This window comes from Actinomadura sp. 6N118 (genome assembly GCF_044326415.1).
In the GTDB taxonomy this organism is placed as follows: domain Bacteria; phylum Actinomycetota; class Actinomycetes; order Streptosporangiales; family Streptosporangiaceae; genus Spirillospora.
Map to the genome: position 1 here is coordinate 502,782 of NZ_JBIRAZ010000002.1, position 17,610 is coordinate 520,391.

Annotated in this window: 21 protein-coding genes, 1 pseudogene and 1 riboswitch; of the genes and pseudogenes, 9 read left to right on the top strand and 13 right to left on the bottom strand. The window is 71.3% G+C overall.

Annotation, left to right across the window (positions count from 1 at the left end; translation table 11 throughout):
• On the bottom strand, positions 1-201 hold the full coding sequence (gene thiS, locus ACH34W_RS06165) for a sulfur carrier protein ThiS (RefSeq protein WP_151566366.1): 201 nt from the start codon (positions 199-201) through the stop codon (positions 1-3).
• Positions 198-1,322 (bottom strand): glycine oxidase ThiO, encoded by a 1,125-nt coding sequence (thiO, locus tag ACH34W_RS06170; protein WP_395959721.1) that lies wholly within the window; start codon positions 1,320-1,322, stop codon positions 198-200. The genes thiS and thiO overlap by 4 nt, the downstream gene beginning before the upstream one ends.
• Positions 1,312-1,449: riboswitch (TPP riboswitch) on the bottom strand. (Overlaps the previous gene by 11 nt.)
• An 82-nt stretch (positions 1,450-1,531) precedes the next feature.
• Here thiO and ACH34W_RS06175 point away from each other — a divergent pair.
• From ACH34W_RS06175 to ACH34W_RS06190, 4 genes are all read left to right on the top strand, one after another.
• Positions 1,532-2,719: an NAD(P)/FAD-dependent oxidoreductase gene (locus ACH34W_RS06175; RefSeq protein ID WP_395959722.1), complete on the top strand. Its 1,188-nt coding sequence runs from the start codon at positions 1,532-1,534 to the stop codon at positions 2,717-2,719.
• Positions 2,720-2,765: 46 nt separating this feature from the next.
• Positions 2,766-3,140: an Rv2175c family DNA-binding protein gene (locus ACH34W_RS06180; protein ID WP_395960055.1), complete on the top strand. Its 375-nt coding sequence runs from the start codon at positions 2,766-2,768 to the stop codon at positions 3,138-3,140.
• 144 nt (positions 3,141-3,284) lie between these two features.
• Entirely contained in the window at positions 3,285-3,959 is a 675-nt protein-coding gene (thiE, locus tag ACH34W_RS06185) for a thiamine phosphate synthase (protein ID WP_395959723.1), read from the top strand.
• 66 nt (positions 3,960-4,025) lie between these two features.
• The gene (locus ACH34W_RS06190; protein ID WP_395959724.1) at positions 4,026-4,193 is read left to right on the top strand and encodes a hypothetical protein; all 168 of its coding nucleotides are present in this window, start codon (positions 4,026-4,028) and stop codon (positions 4,191-4,193) included.
• 4 nt (positions 4,194-4,197) lie between these two features.
• On the opposite strand, the gene ACH34W_RS06195 is transcribed toward ACH34W_RS06190, so the two are convergent.
• The 5 genes and pseudogenes from ACH34W_RS06195 to ACH34W_RS06215 form a co-directional block, all read right to left on the bottom strand.
• Entirely contained in the window at positions 4,198-4,677 is a 480-nt protein-coding gene (locus ACH34W_RS06195; protein WP_395960056.1) for a protein kinase, read from the bottom strand.
• A 67-nt stretch (positions 4,678-4,744) separates the two neighbouring features.
• A pseudogene (locus ACH34W_RS06200) lies at positions 4,745-5,158 on the bottom strand (protein kinase); the annotation flags it as partial.
• A 97-nt stretch (positions 5,159-5,255) separates the two neighbouring features.
• The gene (locus ACH34W_RS06205) at positions 5,256-7,403 is read right to left on the bottom strand and encodes a beta-glucosidase (protein ID WP_395959725.1); all 2,148 of its coding nucleotides are present in this window, start codon (positions 7,401-7,403) and stop codon (positions 5,256-5,258) included.
• Entirely contained in the window at positions 7,403-7,957 is a 555-nt protein-coding gene (locus tag ACH34W_RS06210) for a carboxymuconolactone decarboxylase family protein (RefSeq protein ID WP_395959726.1), read from the bottom strand. Before ACH34W_RS06210 ends, ACH34W_RS06205 begins: the two co-directional genes overlap by 1 nt.
• Before the next feature lie 169 nt (positions 7,958-8,126).
• Positions 8,127-9,179 (bottom strand): polyprenyl synthetase family protein, encoded by a 1,053-nt coding sequence (locus ACH34W_RS06215; RefSeq protein ID WP_395959727.1) that lies wholly within the window; start codon positions 9,177-9,179, stop codon positions 8,127-8,129.
• Between the two features lie 72 nt (positions 9,180-9,251).
• Between ACH34W_RS06215 and metF the strand changes: the two genes are divergently transcribed.
• Positions 9,252-10,187 (top strand): methylenetetrahydrofolate reductase [NAD(P)H], encoded by a 936-nt coding sequence (gene metF, locus ACH34W_RS06220; RefSeq protein WP_395959728.1) that lies wholly within the window; start codon positions 9,252-9,254, stop codon positions 10,185-10,187.
• Here the strand turns inward: metF and ACH34W_RS06225 are convergent.
• From ACH34W_RS06225 to ACH34W_RS06245, 5 genes are all read right to left on the bottom strand, one after another.
• Complete coding sequence (locus tag ACH34W_RS06225) at positions 10,124-10,723, bottom strand: GNAT family N-acetyltransferase (RefSeq protein ID WP_395959729.1); 600 nt, start codon at positions 10,721-10,723, stop codon at positions 10,124-10,126. The two genes, metF and ACH34W_RS06225, sit on opposite strands and share 64 nt — an antisense overlap.
• Positions 10,724-10,820: 97 nt before the next feature.
• Positions 10,821-11,153 carry a hypothetical protein gene (locus ACH34W_RS06230; RefSeq protein ID WP_395959730.1) on the bottom strand — a complete coding sequence of 111 codons (333 nt, stop codon included), beginning with the start codon at positions 11,151-11,153 and terminating at the stop codon, positions 10,821-10,823.
• Between the two features lie 62 nt (positions 11,154-11,215).
• A complete protein-coding gene (locus ACH34W_RS06235; protein WP_395959731.1) occupies positions 11,216-12,040 on the bottom strand; it encodes a hypothetical protein in 825 nt (274 codons plus the stop codon).
• Positions 12,041-12,084: 44 nt separating this feature from the next.
• Positions 12,085-12,441, bottom strand: a complete 357-nt coding sequence (locus ACH34W_RS06240; protein WP_395959732.1) for an arsenate reductase family protein — start codon at positions 12,439-12,441, stop codon at positions 12,085-12,087.
• A gap of 4 nt (positions 12,442-12,445) precedes the next feature.
• On the bottom strand, positions 12,446-12,913 hold the full coding sequence (locus tag ACH34W_RS06245; RefSeq protein WP_395959733.1) for a YbaK/EbsC family protein: 468 nt from the start codon (positions 12,911-12,913) through the stop codon (positions 12,446-12,448).
• A gap of 86 nt (positions 12,914-12,999) precedes the next feature.
• Between ACH34W_RS06245 and ACH34W_RS06250 the strand changes: the two genes are divergently transcribed.
• The 3 genes from ACH34W_RS06250 to ACH34W_RS06260 all read left to right on the top strand — a co-directional run bounded on the left by ACH34W_RS06250 (position 13,000) and on the right by ACH34W_RS06260 (position 15,320).
• Positions 13,000-13,767, top strand: a complete 768-nt coding sequence (locus tag ACH34W_RS06250) for a peptidoglycan-binding protein (RefSeq protein WP_395959734.1) — start codon at positions 13,000-13,002, stop codon at positions 13,765-13,767.
• A gap of 263 nt (positions 13,768-14,030) precedes the next feature.
• Positions 14,031-14,534 (top strand): SAV_6107 family HEPN domain-containing protein, encoded by a 504-nt coding sequence (locus tag ACH34W_RS06255; protein ID WP_225993819.1) that lies wholly within the window; start codon positions 14,031-14,033, stop codon positions 14,532-14,534.
• A 333-nt stretch (positions 14,535-14,867) separates the two neighbouring features.
• Positions 14,868-15,320 (top strand): hypothetical protein, encoded by a 453-nt coding sequence (locus ACH34W_RS06260; protein WP_395959735.1) that lies wholly within the window; start codon positions 14,868-14,870, stop codon positions 15,318-15,320.
• A gap of 33 nt (positions 15,321-15,353) precedes the next feature.
• Here ACH34W_RS06260 and ACH34W_RS06265 read toward each other — a convergent pair whose 3' ends face one another.
• A complete protein-coding gene (locus ACH34W_RS06265) occupies positions 15,354-16,043 on the bottom strand; it encodes a BTAD domain-containing putative transcriptional regulator (protein ID WP_395959736.1) in 690 nt (229 codons plus the stop codon).
• A gap of 119 nt (positions 16,044-16,162) precedes the next feature.
• Here ACH34W_RS06265 and ACH34W_RS06270 point away from each other — a divergent pair, with 119 nt between their 5' ends.
• Complete coding sequence (locus tag ACH34W_RS06270) at positions 16,163-17,581, top strand: MFS transporter (protein WP_395959737.1); 1,419 nt, start codon at positions 16,163-16,165, stop codon at positions 17,579-17,581.
• Positions 17,582-17,610 lie beyond the last annotated feature (29 nt).

The following is a 17,610-nucleotide window of genomic DNA, read 5'->3' on the forward strand; positions in this document are numbered from 1 at the left end:
TCAACCTCCCTGCACGGCGGTCAGCACCTCAAGCCGATCCGCGTCCCGTACCGTCGTCGCGTCCCACTCGGACCGGCGGACGACCTCGTCGTTGAGCGCCGCGGCCACCCCGGACGCGGCCGTGGTGACGGTGGCGACCACCTCGGCGACGCTTGCGCCCTCCGGCAGCTCGCGCGCCTCGCCGTTGACGATGACCTTCACGATGGGACCACCTCGAAACGATCCGGAGTGAACGGCGTGCCGACGTCCGGCACCGTGCCGTCCAGCAGCACTTCGGTGAGGATGTCGGCGCTGACCGGGGTGAGCAGGATTCCGTTGCGGAAGTGACCGGTGCCGACGAAGAAGCCGGGCAGCGCGGTCGGGCCCATCACCGGGGCGTTGTCCGGCGAGCCGGGCCGCAGGCCGGCGGTGACCTCGGCGAACTCCAGCTCGGTGATGCCGGGCAGCAGCTCGCGGGCGTCGCGGAGCAGCTCCCACAGGCCGCCGGCGGTGACGCGGGTGTCGAAGCCCATCTCCTCCTGGGTGGCGCCGATCACGATCTCCCCGTCCGCGCGCGGCACGAGGTAGATCGACGAGCCCTTGACCAGGCCGCGGGTGGAACGCCGCAGGAACGGCACGCGGGTGCGGAGCCGGATCACCTGCCCCTTGACCGGCCGTACGGCTGGAACGATCCCGGCGGGCAGGCCCTCGATGTCGCCCGACCACGGCCCGGCGGCCAGCAGCACCTTGGCGGCCCGGACCTCCGAGCCGTCCTCCAGGCGCACGCCTACGGCCGTGTCGTTCTCGACGAGGACACTGGTGGCGCGCTGCCGTACGAGCCGTACGCCCAGCTTCTCGCCTGCGGCGCGCAGGGCCGGAGTGAGACGCCGCGGGTCGATCGAGCCGTCTGCGGGCGCCAGCAGCCCGCCGCGCACGCCCGGCGCGAGCATCGGCTCGGCCTTGCGGCACTCGCGGCCGGTGAGCGCTTCGATGGGGATGCCGAGCGACTCCTGGAAACGCCGCAGATCGTCGAGGTAGCCGAGATCGTCGGAGTCGAAGGCCACCTCGAGGATGCCGTCGGTGCGATAGCCGGTGTCGTGGCCCGTCTGCTCCTCCAGTTCGGCGACGAACGCCGCGTACCGTTCCCTGGAGGCCAGCCCGAGGCGCAGCAGCGGTTCCTCGCCGTAGGTGAGCTCGCTGACGGGTGTCAGCATCCCGGCGGCGACGGAGGAGGATCCGCTCGCCGGGTCGGGGTCGACCAGGGTGACGGCGGCGCCGCGGGCGGCGGCACGCCACGCGGTGGCCAGGCCGATGACCCCGGCACCAATGATCACAACATCCATTCGCGCTCCCTTCGCCGGCATGATCCGGATCAGGTCCTGGCGGTCGGCGGCCCATGCGGCCGGTGTCTCGCCACCGGCCTCAGCCACCCTCTCAGCCCGGTCGAACCGGACTCCCGCGATCCCTTCCAGGGTACGTCTTCCTGCATGTACGCATATGTCTGGACACCCGTCCATTTGCCCTCGTGGTGCGCCGACTAAGGTTTGCCTTCATGGACAGGGTGATCGTCGCAGGCGGCGGGCTGGCAGGCGTTCGGGCCGTGGAGGCCCTGCGGAGCAAGGGGTACGAGGGCGAGCTGACCCTCATCTCAGCCGAACGGCACAAGCCGTACGACCGGCCTCCACTGTCGAAGGCCGTCCTCGCCGGGGACGTCGACGACACCACCGTCGACGCCGACTGGGACGGGCTCCGCTGCGAGTTGCTGCTCGGCGAGCGGGCCACGGCGCTGCGGCTGGACGCCGGACGCGGCGGGACCGTGGAGACCACCGCGGGCGACCTGCCGTTCGACGGGCTCGTCATCGCCACCGGCGCGACCCCGATCACCTTGCCCGGCGACGGACCCCAGCATGTGCTGCGCACCCTCGACGACTCCCGCCGCCTGCGCGCCGGACTGACCCCGGGCGCCCGCGTCGTCATCGTCGGTGCGGGCTGGATCGGCGCCGAGGTCGCGACCACCGCCGCGAAGAAGGGCTGCGAGGTCACCGTGGTAGAGGCCGCGGACACGCCGCTGGCGAACGCGGTCGGCCCGGAGGTGGGCGGCCTGACCGCGCGCTGGTACGCCGAGGCGGGGATCGACCTCCGCACCGGCGTCAAGGTGGCGGCCATCGAGCACGGAGGGCTCCTCCTGGCCGACGGCGATCATGTGGCGGCCGACGAGGTCGTCGTGGGCGTCGGCGTCCGGCCCGAGGTGGGCTGGCTGGCGGGTTCCGGGCTGGAGATCGAGGGCGGGGTCGTCACGGACGCGTCCCTGCGCACCGCCCGTCCCGAGATCGTCGCGGTCGGCGACTGTGCCGCCTGGTGGTCGCGACGGTACGGCCGGAGACTGCTCGTCGAGCACTGGGACACGGCCCTCAACGCCCCCGAAGTCGCCGCCGCGAGCTTGCTCGGGCAGGAGGCGGGCTACGACGCGGCGCCGTACTTCTGGTCTGAGCAGTTCGGCAAGATGGTGCAGTACGCGGGGTACCACCCGGTGGCCGAACGCATGGTCTTCCGAGGTGATCCGGCGGCGGACAAGTGGGCCGTGTGCTGGCTCACCGGCGACCGCCTGGACGCGATCCTGACCGTGGACAGGCCGCGTGACCTGGTACAGGCCCGGCGGATCATCGCGGCCGGGACGCCGGTCGACTCCGGGGCCGTCGCCGACCCCGACGTGCCCGTTCGCCAGGCGGTGAAAGTCTGATGGTTTGACGGATCGGCGTGCGTGGTAGGCAGGTGGCGTGACGCAGATGCACGCAACCGTCGACAACGCTCTCGATCCCCAGACCGATGCCCTCGTGGGCGAGTGGCTCACCCTCGTGGAGGCGACCGATCGCCTCGGCATCAAGGTCAACCGCACCAAGCAGCTCCTCAGCGAACGCAGGCTCCTGGCCGTGAGGCGGGAGGGGAGCCCTGCGATCCCCGCGGCGTTCATCAAGGACGGCCAGGTCATCAAGGGTCTGTCCGGCACGCTGACGTTGCTCTCCGACGCCGGCTTCGACGACGTGGCGACGCTGCGGTGGTTGTTCACCGCGGACGACACGCTGCCGGGCACCCCGGTCGAGGCGCTCAGCGAGAACCGGGGCACCGAGGTGCGCAGACGCGCTCAGGCGCTCGCGTTCTGACGGGCTCTGGCGAGGACGCGACCGCCGTTCGCCCGAAATGTCCTAAAAACATGGAAGAAGTCTGACGTGACAAGATTGCGGGGTCACGCGGGAGACGTCCGCGTGGCCCCGCGTCCACGTCCCGGAAAGGAACCGGCCCGCACCGTGTCCAGGCACCTGCTCTCCGATCGCGCGGTCGCATTGCGAGCCCGGCTGAGCCGCGCGCGCCTCTACCTCTGCATGGACGCCCGGGAGCGGCAGGGGGATCTGCCGGAGTTCCTCGACGCCGTCCTCGCGAACGGCGTGGACATCGTCCAGCTCCGCCAGAAGGGCATGGAGGCGCGGCAGGAGATCGGATACTTGCGGGTGTTCCGGGCCGCTTGCGAACGGCACGGCGCCCTGCTGGCCGTCAACGACCGCGCTGACATCGCGCATACCGTGCACGCCGACGTGCTGCACCTAGGCCAGGACGACCTGCCCGTCCCGGCGGCCCGCGCCATGGTGGGCGAGGACATCCTGATCGGCCGTTCCACCCACTCCGATGAGCAGGCCACGGCCGCCGCCACGGAGCCGGGCGTCGACTACTTCTGTGCCGGGCCGGTATGGCCGACCCCGACCAAGCCCGGCCGCGAGGCACCGGGGCCCAAGCTGCTGGAGTACGTGGCGGCTCAGCGGGAGGGGCGGCCCTGGTTCGCGATCGGCGGGATCGACCTCGGCAACCTCGACCAGGTCCTGGCCACCGGGGCGCGCCGCGTCGTGGTCGTCCGCGCGCTGACCGAGGCCGCCGACCCCGGCGCCGCGGCGGCCGAGTTCGCGCGGCGTCTCCCGCCCGTGGACTGATCCGTTCACCCGGCGGACGGCAGGGGTTCGCCGAAACCAGGTCGCGGCATGCACCAGAATGGGTGCATGACCTTGGGACCCGACGACGACCGGCCGGTCGATCTGGCCGACGAAGACCTGGAGATCCTGCCGGACCAGACGTCTGACGACACCGACACCGGCTGGGGTGAGTGGCGCGGCGGCGGCGGGAGCGACGACGACCGCCTGCTGGAGGAGCGCCCGCCGCACTGGTGAACGGCTAGAGCCCCACGATCCCGATGAGGAATCCCGCCGCCATCACGGCTGCCAGGGCCACCATCATCCGCCAGCGATAGGCGGGAATGCGCTTGGGCTTCGGCTTGGGCTTGGGCATCTCGTTGTCGCGCAGCGCCCGGACGAGCTGCCCGGCCTTAGGCCGGGCGGCAGGGTTCTTGTCGAGGCAGCGGGCGACCAGATCACGGAGCGGGCCATCCAGATCACCCAGATCGGGCTGGCGCGTGGTGACCCGGCGCATGACCGCCGCGCTCGCCCCCGTGCCGAACGGAGGCCGTCCGGTGGCGGCGAACACCATCGTGGCGCCCCAGGAGAAGACGTCCGCCGGCGGCCCGACGGGCTCGTCCTCGATCTGCTCGGGCGCCATGTACGCGGGCGTGCCGACCGGGCCGGTGGTGATCGGCGTCGCGTCGGGGATCCGGGCGATGCCGAAGTCGATGACCTTGGCGCCGTCGGGCCCGAGCATCACGTTGCCGGGCTTGAAGTCGCCGGTGCACGACGCCCGCCCGGTGGATGGCCGCCAGCGCACCCGCCGTGCGCAGCGCCAGCCGCCGGAGCTGCGGCTCCGGCAGGGGGCCGTCCTCCTCGACGACGTGCTGCAGCGACGGGCCCTCGACGAACTCGCTGACGATGTAGGGGCGGTCGCCGGTCACGTCGGCGTCCAGCATCCGGGCCGTGTGCCGGTTGGCCACCTGCAGGGCGGCCTCGGCCTCCTTGGCGAACCGGCTGCGCGCCCGCTGGCCGGCGGCCGTGCCGCCGCGCAGCAGCTTGACGGTCACCAGGTCGCCGTCCTCGGCGCGGCCCAGATAGACCACGCCCTGGCCGCCCTCACCGAGGCGGCCGAGCAGCTCGTAGTCGCCGACGCGACGCGGATCGTCCGGCCCCAGCGGCCGGTCGGGGTGGGACGGACGCGGAAGCGTCCGCCCTTGAAGGGAATCTTGCGGCACTGGGGGCTCCGGCTCGGCGGGGACGAGTTATGGATTGCCTGATTGGGTCATTTGTACCGCGTGCAGCCGACAGCCGTGAGGGTATCTCCGATCTTCCCTAGCAGCTAGCTCCCCCCTGGGCGAATCTGCTTGTCAGCGCTATGTCGCGTGAGGAGTTGCCGACCATGGCCTTGTAGCAGCCCGGGGCGACCTTCCACGCGTTCGCCGAGTCGTTCCAATAGGCCAGGGAACGCGAGGTCAGCGGGAAAGTGACACGTGCGCTCGCGCCAGGCGCCAAGGAGAGCTTGTGATAGCCCTTGAGCTGCCGAGGCGGCTGTGGGACGTCCACGCCAGGGGACGGCAAGCCGAGGTAGAGCTGCGGTACGGCGATGCCAGAGCGCGAGCCGGTGTTGGTCACGGTGACCTGTACGCCGGTAGGGCTCACGGAGAGGTTGCTGTAGCGGAAGCCGGTGTAGGAAAGGCCGTGCCCGAACGGGAAGCGCGGCGCGATCCCCTTGGCGTCGTAGTGCCGGTAACCGACGAAGACACCCTCGGAGAACGTCGCGGTCTTGTTCACACCCGGGAACTGGGCAGGGTTGCCCGCAGCCGGTGCGTCGCTTTCGCGGACGGGGAAGCTCACCGGGAGCCGGCCGCCGGGATCGACGTCCCCGTAGAGCACGCGAGCGATCGCGTCGCCGCCCTGCTGGCCGGGATACCAGGCCTCGATGATGCCCTTGACCTGGTCCGCCCACGGGGCCGTCACGGGACCGCCGGTCTCCAGCACCACGATCGTGTTGGGATTGGCCTTGGCGACCTCGGAGATCAGCGCGTCGTGGTCGCGCGCGAACAGGCCGCTGCAGGTCAGCGTCAGGCATGACTTGTCGAAGAACTCGCCTTGGCCGTCGGCGGCGAAGACGATCGCGACCTCGGCCTCCCTGGCCGCCGCGGCAGCCCGGCCCCGGTCCGCGCCGTCGTGGTAGGTGACCTTGGTGCCCGTGCCTGCGCGCCGCGTGATCCCCTGGCGCGTGGTGACGCCGCCGAACGGCTGCACCTGCGCCGAGCCGAAGCCGCTGGGGTTCTCGTCGGCGGACTTGCCGATCAGCGCGACCGACCTGGGTGCCTTCAGCGGCAGTGTGCCGCCGGCGTTCTTGAGCAGGGTGATCCCGGCCTCGGCGACCTGTCGCGCGGCGGTCTCGCTCGCGGTCCGGTCGATCCTGGTGAGGTCGTTGGGGTACGCGGCACGGTCGAAGACCCCGAACGCGAACATCGTGCGGAGGATGTTGCGGGCGGCGCCGTCGATCGTGGCCTGCGGGACCTTCTTCTGGCTGATCGCCGACTTGAGGTTCCAGGCGTTGAATTTGAGCCCGATCGGCAGCTCCAGGTCGAGGCCGCCGTTGGCGGCGGTCACGGCGTCGTGCGCGGCCGTGTGGTCGGACGGCACGAATCCCTTGAAGCCCCACTCGGTGCGCAGGATCTTGTTGAGGACCGACCCGTCCTCGCAGGCCCACCGCCCGTTCAGCTGGCCGAACCCGCACATCACAGTGCCGGACTTGCCGTCCTTCACGGCCGCCTCGAACGGCGGCAGGTAGATCTCGCGGAGCGTGCGCTGCGCGACCTTCATGTTCAGGCTGAGGCGGTCGGTCTCCTGGGTGTAGACGGCCAGGTGCTTGACCGAGGCGGCCACGCCCTGCTCCTGCACGCCGCGGACCCAGGACGCGGCGGTCGTCGCGGAGAGATACGGGTCCTCGCCGAACGCCTCGAAGGTGCGGCCGTTCCATGGTGTCCGCAGGACGTCGACGGTCGGGCCGAAGATCACGTCGTTGCCGCGGTGCCTGGCCTCCCAGCCCACCGTGGCCCCGTACCGGCGGGCCACCCCAGGGTCGAATCCGGCGGCGACGGAGATCGGCGCGGGCAGCTGGGTGGCCTTGCCCTGCCGTACTCCGGCCGGGCCGTCGGCCATGTAGAGCGGAGGTATGCCCAGGCGTGGGATCCCGGCGTTGGTGTCGGCGTGCGCGTTCTCGCTGAACCCGCCGAGCGGCCCGCCCATCGGGTCGTCCGAGGCCATCAGCGCGATCTTCTCGTCCACCGTCATCGTGGCCAGCAACAGCCCCGCCCGCTGGTCGGGGCCGAGCGAGGTGTCACACCACGGTCGCTGCGCCGGGTCGCCACACCGTCCGGCCGCTTCCGCCGGAGAGGGCACGGCCACCAGGGCGAGAACGGAGGCCAGCGTGCCTGCCGCGGCGAAAAGTCTTCTGGCGGAGCCCATCAGTCGCCTTCTTCCGGCTCTTCCAGCTCATCCGGCTTCTCTGGTTGGACTCGCAGCGCGTTCAGCGCGAACGCCACCATGTGGTAGTGCCCGATGAGCATCACGAGCTCGATCAGCTCGCGTTCGTCGAACCGGCCTGCCAGGTCGGCCCATGTGGCGTCGCTCACAGTGCCGCGTGCGTGGAGTTCGTCGGCGGTTGCCAGGACCATGAGGTCGTCCGCGCTCCAGCTGTGGCCGTCGAGGTCGAGCCGCAGCGCGGCGATCTCGGCCTCGGTCAGCCCCGCCTCCAGGCCCAGCCGGTGGTGATGGTGCCACTCGTACGCGCAGGACCGGTGGTGGGCCGTGCGCAGGATGGCCAGCTCGCGGTCGCGCGCGCTCAGCGTGCCCTTCATGAGCAACATCGAGCCGAGGCCGATCCACGACTCGAACAAGGCGGGGTGGCGGCCGAGCGTGGTGAAGATGTTGAGCGGGCCAGTCGTCTCGGTCACGACCTTGAGCAGGTCGCTCCATTCGTCCTGGGGGAGCGGACCGATCCGGGGCGTTTCGGCGGGCATGGCGACATTTCTGCCACCAAATGGTGGGACAGTGCTACCCGAGCGGCCTAAGTGGCCACATCATGTCAATTCCTGGGTGCGCGTAAACCCGCGCCCGAGATGTGATCGCGGTGAGGCGTGCGGTCGCCCGCCAGATGCGTGGGCCGCCGGTCAGACGCGTGGTCGCCGGTCAGACGCGGCGGGCGGTGGCGGCGATCGTGAGCTCGCCCAGCGCCTCCCGGGCCTCGGCGGTCAGCGGGGCGGCGTCCAGCGCGGCCCCTGCCTCCGCCGCGTACCGGTCGATCATGGCCTCGCACGCGGCCAGGCCGCCCGTCTCCTCGATGATCGCGCGCAGCCCGGCCACCCCGGCGTCGTCCAGCGCGGGATCGCCCAGCCGCCGCCGGACGACCTCGGCCGCCGCGGCGTCCGCCCGTTCGAGGGTCAGCGCGACCAGCACGGTGCGCTTGCCCTCACGAAGATCGTCACCGGCCGGCTTGCCGGTCTCGGCCGGGTCGCCGAACACCCCGAGCACATCGTCCCGGAGCTGGAACGCGATGCCCAGCGGCCGCCCGTAGGCGCTCAGCGCCTCGATGACCTCGGGTGACGCTCCGGCCAGCGCCGCGCCCATGTGCAGCGGCCGCTCGATGGTGTACTTCGCGCTCTTGTACTCCACCACCCGCAGCGCCGTGTCGACCGTGCCGGTGTCGCGGGTGCCCTCCAGCATGTCGAGATACTGGCCGGCCATGACCTCGGTGCGCATCAAGTCATAGAAGGCACGGCCCCGGCTCAGGCGGTCGGCGTCCAGCGCGCTCGACTCGTACATCTCGCCCGACCACGCGAGACACAGATCACCCAGCAGGATCGCGGCGCCCGCGCCGAACGGCGCGGCCGCACCCGGCCAGCCCTGCTCACGGTGCATGGCCTCGAACCGGCGGTGCGCGGACGGCTGGCCCCGGCGGGTGTCGCTGGAGTCCATGACATCGTCGTGGATCAGCGCGCTGGCCTGCAGAAGCTCCAGGGACGCGGCGGCGTTCACGACGCCGGGCGCCTCGCCCCCGCCGGCGCCGCGCCAGCCCCAGTAGCAGAAGGCCGGGCGCAGCCGCTTGCCCCCGGCCAGCAGGGCGTCGAGCGCCGACAACATGGGACCCAGCTCGTCGCTGATGGCCAGGAGGCCAGGGCGCTGCCGGTCAACGAAGGCCAGAAGGGCCTCATCGACCTCTTTGCGTATGAGCCGGGTGGACATGTCCGTGATCGTATCCATCTGGCCACCGCCCGCGACGCCGGGGGGCCGCCGGGCCTCCACTAGTCTGGGGGGATGCGACGCGTACGCCCGGACCGAGCACCGACCATCCGCGAGCTGCTCGCGGAGGGCGGCCGGTCCTTCTCGTTCGAGTTCTTCCCGCCCAAGACCGACAAGGGCGCCCGGAGCCTCTGGCGTACGATCCGCGAGCTGGAGTCGCTGCACCCGACGTTCGTATCGGTGACGTACGGGGCCGGCGGCGGCACCCGCGACACGACCGTCGACATCGTCGAGCGGATCGCCACCGACACCACCCTGACGCCGGTGGCCCACTTCACCGCGGTCAACCACTCCCAGGCCGAGCTGCGCCACCTCATCGGCCGGTTCGCCGCCGTGGGCGTCCGTAACATCCTGGCCCTGCGCGGCGACCCGCCGGGCGACCCGATGGGGGAGTGGATCAAGCACCCCGACGGCGTCGAGTACGCGGCCGAGCTGGTCAAGATGATCCGTTCGTACGGCGACTTCAGCGTCGGTGTCGCGGCGTTCCCCTACAAGCACCCCCGGTCACGCGACATCGAGAGCGACACGCGCTACTTCGTGGAGAAGTGCCGGGCGGGCGCCGACTACGCGATCACGCAGATGTTCTTCCGCGCCGAGGACTACTTCGGGCTCCGCGACCGGGTCGTGGCGCAGGGCTGTGACGTGCCGATCCTGCCGGGCATCATGCCGGTCACGCAGATGAGCACGATCGAACGGTCCGAGCAGCTGTCCGGCGCGCCGTTCCCGCCGGAGGTGCGGGCCCGCTTCGAGGCCGTCGCGGACGACCCGGAGGCCGTCCGGCGGCTGGGCATCGAGCACGCCGCCGAGCTCTGCCAGGAGTTGCTGGAGCAGGACGCCCCCGGCATCCACTTCATCACGTTCAACAAGTCGACGGCGACCCGCGAGGTCTACGGGCTGCTCGACGCCGCCGCGTACGGCACCAGCGGGAACGCCGCCCCCATGACCGCGTAGCGCGGCCCGCCGCCGGGGAACTCGAAGTCCGTGAGCAGGTCGACCATGCCCACCGACCGATAGAGGCGCCGCGCGGGCGAATCGGGCTTGAGGTCCAGCGTCGACAGCACCACGGTCCGCTCACGGCGCCCCTGGCAGAGCGAGGTCAGCAGTGCCCGGCCGAGGCCGTGGCCCTGATGCGCCGGATGGACGTGCAGCTCCGCGACCTCGAACGGGTCGTCGAGCCACTCCGCCGCGTGATCCGGGCCGCCGAGCTCGGTGAGGGCCTGATGGACCACGTCGTGCCACCACTGGCCGCGCGCGCCGTGGAAGCCGTACGCGAAGCCGGCGACCTCGGTGGGGGCGAGGAACGATCCACGCCGTTCGGCCACGAAGGCCCGGAACCCGGGGTACGCCGCGTGCCGTTCCATGATCGTGTGCCGGCCCGGCAGCTGCTCGGCCGGCGGCCGCATCGCGGCGGCGTAGACGCCGAGAATCGGGTTAAGACGGCGCAGGAAGACCCGCTCGTCGATCTCGCGCAGCTTCGGCTCCCTCACGGATCAGAACAGTAGACCCCCGCCAGCCCCCACCCACCCCCCAATACATCGACAAGCTCCGCTTGGCGTTATCTAGGCCCCCACCGCCCCGTGGCGTTCAGATGCGGGCGATGACGCGTTGGGTGGCGGACAGGCGGTCGTAGATGTCCCAGAGGATGCGGTCGGCGGCCTTCTGCAGATGGCCGCGCCGTGCGTCGAGCTGGCCACCCCACTCCCGGGCCTCCGGGCCGAGCCACGCGTCCGTGCCGCGCAGGGTCTTCAGCGCAGGGTCGAGGGCTTTGCGGAGCTGTCCGATGCTGCCGTACGCGTCGACGTACGACTGGTAGAGCTGCCGGTAGAGGGGGTTGGGCTGTTCGGTGGGCGGCAGGCTCACCGCCGCCGCCTCGTCCAGGGGCGGCGGGAGGCTGCCAGGGGGCGGCGGAGCGGCCATCAGGTCCTCACTTGCCGATTGGTGACTGTGCCGATTGGGGTGGCCTATGCCGATTGGGGTGGCTATGTCGATTGGGTACGCGGGTGCAGGCCGAGCTTGGCCATGGCGTCACGGGTCTTCTGGGTCACGTCGGCACCGGTGAGGAGTTGCACGACCAGCGGGCGGGTCCCTGTGCGGTCCGCCTCCGCCAGCAGCGCGCGCAACCACTTGACGTCCATCGCCATGTGGTGGCTGGCCATTCCCAGCGCCTCCTGGATCGCCTTGAGCTTCGCCTTGTCGCCGTTCGCCGCCTCGATCAGGCTGGCCACCCCGGCCGGGCCGAGCCGTTCGTACAGCTTCTCGGTGTAGTCAGGGTCGTCGGCGTTGGCCTTGAGATGTCTCCACACCGAGTCCGGGATCGGCCTGCGGTCCTGGAGGGCGCCGGCCACCGAGAGCGCGTCGGCCTTGGCGGCCTTGAGGGCCGCCTGCCGGTTCGGGAAGCCGCCGAGGTCGCCCGCTCCCCGCGGGACGGTGTTCTTGCGGCGCGGCGGAGGGGCCGGCGCGGGTGTGCCGCCGCCTCCGGGCGTACCGGGGCTGGGCGTACCCGTACCGGGCGACGGCGGCACCGGCGGCGTGTCCACACCGCCGCCCTGGTCCGGATGCGTGATCGCGTAGTTGTAGCGGCGGGTCAGCATGCCCAGTTGGTCGGCGGCCCACTGGGCGACCTGGTCGGCCTGGCGATACCCGGCCGCCGACACACCGGATGGCGGCCGGTGACCGTTCAGCCAGCTCTTGATCGCGTTGTCGGCGTCCTTGACCTGCTTGATGAGCTGGTTGAGCGCCGCGGGGTCGATCCCCCGGAAGTCCGAGTGGCGCGCGCCCGGGCCGGTGCGCATCTCCGCGGTCATCGCCCCTCCCAACCAGCCGTCGGTTCCCCAGAATCACACCGACATCACACGCTGTCGAGTGCCTTGCGGACGGATTGCGGGTCGCGGGCGACCACGGCGCCGCCGTCGGTCAGCACGATCGGCCGCTGGATGAGCACCGGGTTGGCGACCATGATCTCGATCCACCGCGCCCGGTCGTGTTCGAGGTCACGCAGGCCGAGCTCCTTGGCGACCGGCTCGGTCAGCCGCGCCACCTCCCACGGCTCCGCGCCGATCCGGTCGAGGACCGCCGCGAACTCCTGCGCCGTCGGCGGCTCGTCCAGGTACCGGCGCTCGACGTACTCGACGCCCGCCTCGTCGAGCGCGGCCTTGGCGGTGCGGCTCTTCGAGCAGCGCGGGTTATGCCAGATCTCGGTGCTCACGTGGTCAGTCTCCCACTTCAGCGGGGTCGCCCCCGGTGATGCGCAGCAGTTCGTCGAACGTGGTCGGGAAGACGGTGTGCGGGTGCCCGCCCGCAGCCCAGACCTGGTCGTACTTCTGCAGCCAGACGTCCACGAGCGTGCGGACCGGGGCGGGGTGGCCCACGGGCGCGACGCCGCCGATCGGCTGCCCGGTGGCCTCCCGGACGAACTCGGGCGTCGCTCGCTTGACCTTCTCCGCCCCGACCAGCGCGGCGACCCTGGCGGTGTCGACCCGGTGCGCGCCGCTCGTCAGCACCAGCAGCGGCGCCCCGTCCGCGTTGAAGATCAGGCTGTTGGCGATGGCTCCGATCTCACAACCCAGCTGGTCGGCGGCCGCCTGGGCGGTGGGGGCGGACTCGGGAAGTTCGATGACCTCGCCCGTCGCCCCGCTCGCACGCAGGGCCGAGGTCACACGTTCGGCGTTGGGATGCATGGCCAGAACCTTAAAGTGTCCGAACCTCACCGCCGGACCGCGCATCCAAGGGGAGGCCTGGGGCATGGGTTGAGTGAGGGAGACCGATGAACGTGCGAACCATCGTGATCGCCGGCGTGATCGTGCTGGCCGGCTGTTCCGCCGACGGATCGACCACCGGCGCCTCCGCGCCGGCACCGACCACCCCCACGCCGACCAGCCCCGCGCCGACGACGAAAGCCCCACCCCAACACCCCAAACTGAAGCCGGGTGCCAAGGGAGCCGCCGTGCGCGAGCTGCAGCAGCGCCTGAAACAGCTCGACTACGACCCGGGCCGGGTGGACGGCAAGTACGGGATCGGCACGCAGATGGCCGTCTGGGCGTTCCAGAAGGTCAACCGGCTCAAGGTGACCAGCACCGTGGGCAAGGCCTTCTGGGCGGCCCTGGACGCTCCCAAGGCGCCTCAGCCCATGGCCAAGCGCCGCGAGGCCGACCGCGTGGACGTCGACCTGCGCCGCCAATACCTGGTCGTCTACAAGGACGGCAAGCCCGCCCTCATCACGCACATCTCGTCCGGCTCCGGCGAGTACTACTGCGCCAAGGACCGCGGCGCCACCGTCGCGCGCTGCCGGTACGCCACCACCAGCACCGGCGACTTCCAGACCGGCCGGCGCGCCTCCGGCTGGGAGATCTCGCCGCTCGGACAGCTCTACAACCCGATCTACTTCAACGGCGGCATCGCCTTCCACGGCGCCCTCGACGTGCCCCGGTACCCGGCCTCGCACGGCTGCGTGCGGATGCCGATGCACGTCGCCGAGTACTTCCCGAAGCTGGTGGGGACAGGCGTCGCCGTCCACCTCCGCCGCCCGCGATGACGAATTGTCCGACCCTCCTGTTCTACTGAACTCGTGCCGCTGACCAGTGCAATCGTGCAGGTCGGCGACACGCGTTCGAACGCATTGACGAATCGCCGTCAGGGCGATTTACTGTGAGTGCGTCGAACTTATGTTCGACGTGGTGCGGGACTCGCGGCCCGCGCCAGGGCGACGTCCCCGTGGAGGTTGTCCACGGGACGGACGGTCGGGCGGAGTGAGGGGAAGCTCTCCGCCCGACCGGCCCGAGCCGGAAGGAGACAGGCATGTCCGCAACGATGACCGCCCACGGCGTTCACTCGTCCGCCCAGATCAGCCAGCCACCGGGCCCTCGCCCCCGACCGCTTCCTGCCCCCAGGCCCGCGCACACCGCAGTCGGGCAGCTCCAGGCCGCCAGGATGGGCCTGGCCGAAGCGGCCGAGGCGACCTCGGCCGCCGTCCGCTACGTCTGTGCCCACCTTGCCGCCCTGCGCGCCGCCGCGGCGGTCCTGGCGTCCAAGGAACCCCTGGAGACCCACCGCCGCGGCCGTCCGCGCAGCGTCTGGGTCCTCCTCCCCGAGGCCGACCCCGCACTCCGTGAATGGGCAGCCTTCTTCGCCGCCGGCGCCGACAAGCGCGCCGCCGCCGAAGCAGGCCTCCCCCGAGCGGTCACCCCGCGCGAGGCCGACGAACTCCTCCACGACGCCGAGATCTTCGTATCCCTGGTCGAAGACTCCCTCGGCATCCCCAGCCAGCCGACGCTGCCGATACCTGACACCTGGGCAAGCTAAGCGACTACCCGCCTCTTCCGGGGTTGGCTCCAAATCCTGGTTGAGGGGTCGGCCGCCCTCCCCCTGAGCGGCCGCGCCGGAAAGGCCGGGGCCGTCGTCCGCCATTCCTCACCGGCGGGCGGCGGCCCCGGCGCCTGGGTCGCTGGGGCCGCCTGGTCAACATCCTCCGTCGAGGGGCGGTTCCAGCCTGCGCGACCGCGCCGATGGTGGCCGTAACCCCCCGAGGCGGCCCCGTCGGCGCGGTCCTCGCCGCAAACGCTCCGCAAACGTTCTGTGGACGTGTGGGTTGTCTTATCGGGCTTGTCCCAAGCAACAACCCATACGGGAGGCTCGATGAAGCTTTACAAGCTGGCGTCGGTGGGCATGGCGGCGGTGGCCGCCGTCGGGATCGCCCAGCCGGTGAACGCCGCGGCACGGGCGAGTGAGCGGGCGGTGCCCGTAGCCGGGGTCGTCGCGTCGGCCGTCGCCGCTGAGGAGGCACAGGCCGCGCGGCGGTGCAACATCGTCGCGGGCGCTCCGTTCAAGGCCGGGCGGCGTATCAAGGCCAACGTGAAATCGACCGGGTGCAACGCGACCTGGGTGCACACGGCGTCCCTCTGGCGGCACCGCGCCTGGGGATGGCAGCGCCTCGGCGGCCAGCAGCGCTGGGTCGGCGGGAAGTTCAGGACCGTGAACATCCCTTGTGACAGGAGGACCACGTACACCTACAAGACCCACATCCTGTCCAAGCAGGGTGGGAGCCTCCTGCACACCTGGAGCAGGCCGATCCGCATCCGCTGTAGCTGAACGCGCGCCGGGCGGGCCTGCGGGCCCGCCCGGCTACCGCTTGAGGAGGCGGCGGAACTCAAGACTCGGCTCGACGCCGAGCTCATGGTGAAGGTCGGCACGGTAGTCGTCATAGACGCGCCGTGCCGTCGCCATGTCGTGCCGGGCCAGGTTGGCCTCGGCGAGGATGCGGTGTGGACCCTCGTTCAGCGGATCGACCCGCACCCCGCAGTCGGCCACTGCGATCGCTCCCGGAACGTCTCCCCGGGCGAGGAGCGTGACCGCGAGCCGCTCCAGCGCCAAGAGGCGGAGGCGGTCCCAGCGCTGCCGTTCGGCGTGGACCTCGTCGTCGTCCGACTCGGGGAGCAGGGGCAGCCCGAGCGGTCCCCAGTCGTCGATATGGCAGCCGGCCAGCACCTGCTGGGCGAGCCCTCGTGCTGCTGTGACATCGATGTGCACCCCCTCGGCGAGCATCACCGAGTCCTGCCCGGCCCGGACGATCGCCTCCCCGGTCAGCCGGCGGATCTGCCACAGCGCGTAACGGAACCTGCGGCTGGCGGTGCAGACCTCGACGTTGGGCCACAGTTCCTCGGCGGCCCGCTGGCGTGCTCTCCGGCGCTCGCCGAGCGCCAGCAGGATCACCAGCCGGCGCGGGTACGTGGGAAGCCGCACCTCGCCGCCGTCGACGTGGCAGACGAACGACGACAGGAGATGCAGGCAACCGCCCGCGGCGCATCGAGACATGCCATCGACCGTAGGAAGCCCGTAGGCGGCGTTCCTAGGGCCGTTGGGCCCTGGCGGGGGCCCGGATTCGTTTCGTCCGTCGTGAGAGGGTTGGGGCGGGTATGCGAGGAGGCGGGAGCGTGAGCGGTCGGGGGCTGGTCCCGCTGCTCGCGTTTCTGGGGGTGATGGCCTACTCGCTGTCGATGGCGGTGGTGACGCCTGCCCTGCCGCTGTTGCAGGAGGGCTTGCACACGACGGCGGCGGGCGCGGCCTGGGCGCTGACGGCGATGACGTTGTCGGCCGCCGTGGCGACGCCGGTGATCGGGCGGCTGGGGGATCTGTATGGGCCACGGCGGGTGCTGCTGTGCGTCGTGGTGATCGCGACGGTGGGAATGGTCATTGCGGCGGCGGCCTGGTCGATGCCGGTGATGGTGGCCGGGCGAGTGCTGGCGGGGGTGGGCGGGGGTGTCTTCCCGCTGGCCTACACGATCATCCGGGAGGTCTTCCCGCCCGAGCGGACGGCGTCGGCGATCGGGCTGATGTCCTCGATGCTGGGGCTCGGCGGGGCGGTGTCGTGGTGCATCGCCGGGCCGATCATCGACCACATGGGCTGGCGATGGTTGTTGTGGGTGCCGGTGCTGGGGTTGGTGCCCGGACTGGTGGCGGCGTGGTGGATCGTTCCATCGGCCGCGCCGCAGGAAGGCGCGGGCGTCGACTGGTGGGGCGCGGTGTTGTTCGCGGGGTGGCTCGTCGCGGCGTTGACGGCGCTGACGCAGGGCATGGACTGGGGCTGGGCCTCACCCGGGGTGATCGGGCTGCTGGCGCTGGCTGTCCTGTTGGGCGTCTGCTGGCTGGTGGTGGAGCGGCGAGTGGCCGATCCGCTGGTCGATCTGAAGCTGATGCGCAAGCGGGGCGTCTGGACGGCCAACGCGGCGTCGTTGTTGTCGGGGTACGCGCTGATGGCGGGAGGCGTGCTCTTCCCGCTGCTGGTTCAGCTTCCGGAACGTTCCGGGTTCGGGTTCGGCGGGACGGCCACGCAGGCGGCGTTGCTACAGATTCCCGCGAGCATCGGGATGACCGTGGCGGGGATGACGGCGGGGCTGCTTGACCGGCGAGTCGGCTCGCGGGCGGTCCTGCTGGCCGGGGCCGTGCTGACCGGCTTGGGATACGGGTTCCTGGCGTTCGAGCACGAAGCCATGTGGCAGCTGTATCTGGGCGGGACCGTGCGGGGGATCGGCCTCGGCTTCGCGTACGCGGCGGTGGCCAATCTGGTGCTGGCCGCGGTTCCGTTGAGCGAGACCGGAGTCGCGACCGGGATCAACACCCTGATCCGGACCGTGGGGGCGTCGCTGGGCACACAGGTCAGCGCGGTGATCGTGGCGGCGTCGGTGACCAGCACGGGCTTTCCGGCCGAGCGGGGTTTCACGCTGGGGTTCGCGGTCAGCGGGGTGCTGATGGCGGGCGTGCTGGTGTTCGCGCTGATCGCGCCACGGCGTGGGAAGGCCGGTTGCGAGGCCGTGGAGAAGCAGGCCGCGGTGTCCGCGTCCACGCATGCATGACCTTTATCCCGCTTTTCCCAGGGCGTTGA

Excerpts from the sequence above, each read along its gene's own strand:
- thiO (WP_395959721.1), bottom strand. The coding sequence starts at position 1,322 with ATGGATGTTGTGATCATTGGTGCCGGGGTCATCGGCCTGGCCACCGCG.
- ACH34W_RS06175 (WP_395959722.1), top strand. The coding sequence starts at position 1,532 with ATGGACAGGGTGATCGTCGCAGGCGGCGGGCTGGCAGGCGTTCGGGCC.
- ACH34W_RS06180 (WP_395960055.1), top strand. The coding sequence starts at position 2,766 with ATGCACGCAACCGTCGACAACGCTCTCGATCCCCAGACCGATGCCCTC.
- ACH34W_RS06190 (WP_395959724.1), top strand. The coding sequence starts at position 4,026 with ATGACCTTGGGACCCGACGACGACCGGCCGGTCGATCTGGCCGACGAA.
- ACH34W_RS06195 (WP_395960056.1), bottom strand. The coding sequence starts at position 4,677 with ATGCTCGGGCCCGACGGCGCCAAGGTCATCGACTTCGGCATCGCCCGG.
- ACH34W_RS06205 (WP_395959725.1), bottom strand. The coding sequence starts at position 7,403 with ATGGGCTCCGCCAGAAGACTTTTCGCCGCGGCAGGCACGCTGGCCTCC.
- ACH34W_RS06210 (WP_395959726.1), bottom strand. The coding sequence starts at position 7,957 with ATGCCCGCCGAAACGCCCCGGATCGGTCCGCTCCCCCAGGACGAATGG.
- ACH34W_RS06215 (WP_395959727.1), bottom strand. The coding sequence starts at position 9,179 with ATGTCCACCCGGCTCATACGCAAAGAGGTCGATGAGGCCCTTCTGGCC.
- metF (WP_395959728.1), top strand. The coding sequence starts at position 9,252 with ATGCGACGCGTACGCCCGGACCGAGCACCGACCATCCGCGAGCTGCTC.
- ACH34W_RS06230 (WP_395959730.1), bottom strand. The coding sequence starts at position 11,153 with ATGGCCGCTCCGCCGCCCCCTGGCAGCCTCCCGCCGCCCCTGGACGAG.
- ACH34W_RS06235 (WP_395959731.1), bottom strand. The coding sequence starts at position 12,040 with ATGACCGCGGAGATGCGCACCGGCCCGGGCGCGCGCCACTCGGACTTC.
- ACH34W_RS06245 (WP_395959733.1), bottom strand. The coding sequence starts at position 12,913 with ATGCATCCCAACGCCGAACGTGTGACCTCGGCCCTGCGTGCGAGCGGG.
- ACH34W_RS06250 (WP_395959734.1), top strand. The coding sequence starts at position 13,000 with ATGAACGTGCGAACCATCGTGATCGCCGGCGTGATCGTGCTGGCCGGC.
- ACH34W_RS06255 (WP_225993819.1), top strand. The coding sequence starts at position 14,031 with ATGTCCGCAACGATGACCGCCCACGGCGTTCACTCGTCCGCCCAGATC.
- ACH34W_RS06260 (WP_395959735.1), top strand. The coding sequence starts at position 14,868 with ATGAAGCTTTACAAGCTGGCGTCGGTGGGCATGGCGGCGGTGGCCGCC.
- ACH34W_RS06265 (WP_395959736.1), bottom strand. The coding sequence starts at position 16,043 with ATGTCTCGATGCGCCGCGGGCGGTTGCCTGCATCTCCTGTCGTCGTTC.